Genomic DNA, 5210 nt, shown 5'->3' on the forward strand with positions numbered 1-5210 from the left:
AGCGTGCGCATGACCTCTTCGGCCGGCGTCAGCCTGTCCCAGACGTGAAGCAGGTAGAGGTCGATATAGTCCGTGCCGAGCCGCCTGAGCGAGGCCTCCACCGCGCGCATGATGTTCTTGCGGCCATTGCCGCCGCTGTTCGGATTGCCGGGCTCGGTGTTCATGGTGAACTTGGTGGCGATCACTGCCTTGTCGCGCAGCCCGCGCTCGGCGACGAATTCGCCGAGCCAGGTCTCGCTCGTGCCATTGGTGTAGAGGTCGGCGGTATCGAAGAAATTGCCGCCTGCCTCGACATAGGCGTCGAACATCGAGCGGGCGGTTTCCCGGTCGGCTCCCCAGCCCCATTCCGTGCCGAAGGTCATCGTGCCGAGCGCGATGCGGCTTACCCGAAGGCCGCTGTTGCCGAGGGTGTAGTAATTCATCGTCATGATGTAGTTCCGATTCTGATAGGGATTGATGCCGCCATTCAGCGGCCGGGAGTGGTCTTGACCCACGCGTTGCCGCGCTCATGCGTCATGCGGAACGTGAAGCCATCCACTTTCCAGCCGGCTTGCGTGCGGGTCAGGCGGTGCTCGTAGGTGCCCCAGACTTCCCAGAGCGGGTCGCCATTGCCTTCCATCCGATTCCAGGCGTAGCCATTCGACGACACGGTGGCGCGGTCGCCGTCGATCACCACCTGGTGGTTGGTGCGCAGGTGCAGGCTCGTCTTGCTCCCCTTGAGGTTCGCCGACCATGTGCCGATCAGCTCGTCCGAGGCGATGGTGGCCGGCGGCCGTCCGGAGAGGCTGCTGAAATCCACAGTGACCCGATCCGCGAAATAGCTACGGGCAAGCGGCCAGTCCTGCGCGTCGACGGCGCGGTCGATCGAGTCGGCGATGCGGATCACGGCGCGCTCATTGGCGTGCGCGTGCCAGTCCGACGGTTCCGCTCCGCCGGCATCGACCGGTGCCAATGCCATGCCCGCTGCGAAAGTGACGTGCTTCAACGCTTTCATCTCGTCTTCTCCTTCTGCATCGGCCCGCCGCCGGTGGCGCTGGCGACAATGTGTGCAAGTATGCGGCAGACGATAAGATTGCATTGTTCGCAATGACTATGCGATACCGCTCATCAATGGATCGCGATCTGCTCAGCCACCTGCCTGTCGTCGTCGCCGTCGCACGGCGCGGCGGCTTCGCGCTCGCCGCGGCCGAGCTCGGCATGAGCCCGTCGGCGGTCAGCCACGCTGTGCGTCTGGTCGAGGAGCGGATCGGTCAGCCGCTGTTCGCGCGCACGACGCGCAGCGTCTCGCTGACCGAAGCCGGCAAGGCATTGATCGAGACCGCAGCCCCTGCCCTGCAGGACATCGCCGAACGCATGGACCGCATCCGCGGCATCGGCGGCCGCCCGGCGGGGCTGCTCAGGATCAACGTCTCCCATATCGCCATCCCGCTGGCGGTGACCCCCGTGGTGGCGGCGATGGCGGAGCGCTATCCGGACGTGACCGTCGAGCTGTTTGCCGATCAGGGCCTCGTCGATATCGTGGGAGAAGGTTTCGACGCCGGCATCAGGCTGGGCGAGATGATCGCACAGGATATGGTGGCGGTCCGGCTGACGCCGCCATTCAGTGTCGTGATGGCTGCTTCGCCGACCTATGTCGGGCGGCGCGGCCGTCCCACCGCCATCGCCGATCTCGCCGGCCACAATTGCATCGGCTACCGCCTCGTGCGCAGTGGCGCGCTCTACCGCTGGGACCTGAGCGAGGACGGCAATGACGTCTCTGTGGAAACGAATGGCACGGCAATCGTCACCGATTCGCTCGCCGCGATCGACCTCGCGCTTGCCGGGGTTGGCATCATCTATGTCTTTGAGCCGCTGGTGCGCGCCCACATCGCCGCCGGTCGCCTCGTGCAGATCCTGCCGCAGTCGGCGATCGAGGAACCCGGCCTGTTCCTCTATTTCCCGCGCCGGGCGTCGATGGCGCCGAAGCTCCGGGCCTTCATCGACACCGCGCAAGAAATCGGCCGGGCATCCTCGCGGACGCCCGGCCGTGCTGCCTGAGCTCTGTAGCCCTACTTGTGCTTCGGGCTATTTCTTGACCGCCGCCGCGACTTCCGCGGCGAAATCGGTCTCTTCCTTCTCGATGCCTTCGCCGAGCGCGTAACGCACATAGCCGGTGATCTTTGCAGGAGCGCCGATTTCCTTCTCGGCATCCTTCAGCGCCTTCTCGACGGTGATGTCGGGATTGAGCACGAAAGCCTGCTTCAGCAGAACGACCTCTTCATAGAACTTGCGCAGGCGGCCCTCGACCATCTTTTCGATGATCGCCTCCGGCTTGCCGGACTGGCGCGCCTGGTCGGAGAAGATCGCCTTCTCGCGTTCGACCAGCGCCGGATCGACTTCCTCGGCGGTCAGCGCAACCGGGTTGGAATTCGCAACATGCATGGCGACATGGCGACCAAAGGCATTTGCGGCCTCTGCATTACCGGTGGTCTCGATGGCAACCAGCACGCCGAGCTTGCCGAGGCCGTCGGCGACCTTGTTATGCACATAGTTCGCCACCACGCCGTGCGCGACAGAGAGCTTGGTCGAACGACGGAAGCCCATGTTTTCGCCGATGGTGCCGACCGCATCCTTGATCGTCTCGGTGACCGACTTGTCCGAGCCCGTGTACTTGGCGGCCGCCACAGCTTCGGTCGCGCCATAGGCCAGCGCCACCTTGGCGACGTTGGCGACGATCTCCTGGAACGCGGCATTGCGGGCGACGAAGTCGGTCTCGGAATTGACCTCGACAATGGCAGCCTCGCGCAGGCCGGCATCAACGCCGATAAGGCCCTCGGCAGCGGTGCGGCCAGCCTTCTTGTCGGCCTTGGAGATGCCCTTCTTGCGCAGCCAGTCGACGGCCTCTTCCATGTTGCCGTTGGTCTCGTTCAACGCCGCCTTGCAGTCCATCATGCCCGCGCCGGTCAAGTCGCGGAGTTCTTTGACCTGTGCAGCCGTAATGCTCATTGTCGCCTCTTTGTTTCAAATGCGCCGACGCACCATCGATTCTCGATGATGCGCCCGGCGACAGCGCTTAGCGCGCCAAGATATTGGAAAGATGAAGGCCGGAACCGGCCTTCGCTATTATGCTTCCGGGGTCTCGGCCGCCGGGGCATCGAGCGCCGGCTCGACCGGAGCCTCGACCGAGGCGCCGATGTCGACGCCGAGCGCGCCCTGCTGGCGAGCGATGCCGTCGATCGCAGCCTTGGCGATCAGGTCGCAGTAGAGCTGGATGGCGCGAGCCGCGTCGTCATTGCCGGGGATGGGGAAGTCGATCTTGTCCGGGTCGCAGTTCGAATCGATGATGGCGACGACCGGAATGCCGAGGCGCTTGGCCTCGAGGATGGCGATCGCTTCCTTGTTGGTATCGATGACGAACATCAGGTCCGGCGTCGAGCCCATGTCCTTGATGCCGCCCAGCGCCTTGTCGAGCTTCTCGCGCTCGCGGTCGAGGTTGAGGCGCTCCTTCTTGGTCAGGCCCTGTGCCTCGCCGGCCAGCAGTTCGTCGAGCCTGCGCAGGCGCTGGATCGAGTTCGAGATCGTCTTCCAGTTGGTCAGCATGCCGCCGAGCCAACGCGAGTTGACGTAATACTGGGCCGAGCGCTGCGCGGCGTCAGCGACGATTTCGGACGCCTGGCGCTTGGTGCCGACGAACAGCACGCGGCCGCCCTTGGCGACGGTGTCCGACACCTGCTTGAGCGCCTGGTGCAGCAGCGGCACCGTCTGCGACAGGTCGATGATGTGGATGTTGTTGCGGGCGCCGTAGATGTAGGGCGCCATCTTCGGGTTCCAGCGGTGGGTCTGGTGGCCGAAGTGAATGCCAGCTTCCAAAAGCTGGCGCATGCTGAAATCAGGCAGAGCCATTCTTAGTTCCTTTCCGGTTGGCCTCCACGGACACAGGCATTTTCGGACCGAGGTCCTTGAACGCCACCGGAGGTTTCAGCCGGATTTCTCCCGGGCAGACACCAAAGTCCGTGTGTGGAATGAACGCGCATATAGAGGGGATGCGCGACAAACGCAAGCGCCCCTGCTCCTTGCCGATCAGCGTGCGACGATCAGCGCACCGGTGCCGATCATGGCGCCGCCGGCAAACCTGTTCATCAGGCGCATGCGCCCCGGCGTCCTGAACCAGCCGGAGGCCCGCCCGGCGAGCGCCGCGTAGACGCCCATGGTGCCAATGTTGACGCTGATGACGACCGCTATCACCAGCAGCCCATCGGCGAAGGTCATGGTGTCGAGATCGAGGATCAGCGGCATGATCGAGGCGTGGAACAGGATTGCCTTGGGATTGCCGAGCGCTATGGAGGCGCCGAGGAAAAACGAGCGTGAGAGCCTCGCCTGGGATGCCTGCGCCGTATCCGCACGGGCGTTGGCCGAGCGCCACATCCGGATGCCGAGGAACACCAGATAGGCAGCGCCCGCATATTTCAGGGCGAGGAACACCCATTCGAAAGTCTGTGCCAGCGCCACCAGGCCGAGCAGCGCCAGGATCACCAGCACCGCATCGCCGAAGGCAATGCCGACACCGGCCATGAAGGCGCGGACGAAGCCACGCGAGACGCCGTTGGTGATGACCGCGAACATTGCCGGGCCGGGCGTAGCGGCGGCAAGCGTGATCGCGGCGCAGTAAGCCAGAAATGCCGTGAGCGTCATGGCCTTATCTTCCCGTTAGGAACCCGCACACGGCGGAAGATCGCAACAATCTCCTCGCGGCTGCACTCGATCGCGCCCAGCCGCACCGCCCGGTCGCGCTCGAAGCCGGTTATGTCATAATGCGGCGCCGATGTCTTGGGCGGCCCCTGGTAGGACGAGCGCTTGAGGCCGAGTTCGGTGGCAAAGCGATGCAGTTCATCGGTGTCGTCGGCCATCAAATGGCACCAGCGGTGGCCGGCCCATTTCCAGATCGCCGCATCGACATAGATCGCCATCAGGCCTGCCGCTCCCCTCTTCAGCGCCGACGGCCCTGCGAGACGATTTGCCTTTGGACTATTTCGATGCAGGACAGGGTTTCGCCTGGTCGAACAGCGACAGGTTGACCAGCTTGCCGGTCATCGAGAAGTCGCCATAGTCCATGACGAGATCGCGGGTGATGCCGTTTTCGTGCAGCTTGAAGCTGATCCGGTACTCCGGGACCTCCTCGCCGCTCTTGTCGGTGTCGTCGAAATAGGCGATGTCGACCGGCCAGTATTTGT

General features: G+C 64.1%; 8 protein-coding genes. 1 reads left to right on the forward strand and 7 read right to left on the reverse strand.

What is annotated here, in order from left to right; all coding sequences use genetic code 11:
• Both EN742_RS23375 and EN742_RS23380 read right to left on the reverse strand, forming a co-directional pair.
• Positions 1–428: aldo/keto reductase (locus tag EN742_RS23375; protein WP_148670210.1), on the reverse strand; the 428-nt coding region annotated here is incomplete at its 3' end.
• Between the two features lie 38 nt (positions 429–466).
• Positions 467–994 (reverse strand): nuclear transport factor 2 family protein, encoded by a 528-nt coding sequence (locus EN742_RS23380; protein WP_126054462.1) that lies wholly within the window; start codon positions 992–994, stop codon positions 467–469.
• Between the two features lie 116 nt (positions 995–1110).
• Between EN742_RS23380 and EN742_RS23385 the strand changes: the two genes are divergently transcribed.
• A complete protein-coding gene (locus tag EN742_RS23385; RefSeq protein ID WP_126054461.1) occupies positions 1111–2037 on the forward strand; it encodes a LysR family transcriptional regulator in 927 nt (308 codons plus the stop codon).
• Between the two features lie 27 nt (positions 2038–2064).
• Here EN742_RS23385 and tsf read toward each other — a convergent pair whose 3' ends face one another.
• The 5 genes from tsf to EN742_RS23410 form a co-directional block, all read right to left on the reverse strand.
• Positions 2065–2985, reverse strand: a complete 921-nt coding sequence (gene tsf / locus EN742_RS23390) for a translation elongation factor Ts (RefSeq protein WP_126054460.1) — start codon at positions 2983–2985, stop codon at positions 2065–2067.
• A gap of 117 nt (positions 2986–3102) precedes the next feature.
• Positions 3103–3882, reverse strand: coding sequence for a 30S ribosomal protein S2 (rpsB, locus tag EN742_RS23395; protein ID WP_127406648.1), 780 nt, complete (start codon positions 3880–3882; stop codon positions 3103–3105).
• 177 nt (positions 3883–4059) lie between these two features.
• Positions 4060–4671 (reverse strand): LysE family translocator, encoded by a 612-nt coding sequence (locus EN742_RS23400; RefSeq protein ID WP_126054458.1) that lies wholly within the window; start codon positions 4669–4671, stop codon positions 4060–4062.
• A complete protein-coding gene (locus tag EN742_RS23405) occupies positions 4668–4946 on the reverse strand; it encodes a DUF4031 domain-containing protein (protein ID WP_126054457.1) in 279 nt (92 codons plus the stop codon). Before EN742_RS23405 ends, EN742_RS23400 begins: the two co-directional genes overlap by 4 nt.
• Positions 4947–5004: 58 nt before the next feature.
• The coding region (locus tag EN742_RS23410; protein WP_128333330.1) for a DUF1849 family protein at positions 5005–5210 on the reverse strand (206 nt) is incomplete at its 5' end.

The organism is Mesorhizobium sp. M4A.F.Ca.ET.020.02.1.1, from assembly GCF_004022645.1.
Taxonomy (GTDB): domain Bacteria; phylum Pseudomonadota; class Alphaproteobacteria; order Rhizobiales; family Rhizobiaceae; genus Mesorhizobium.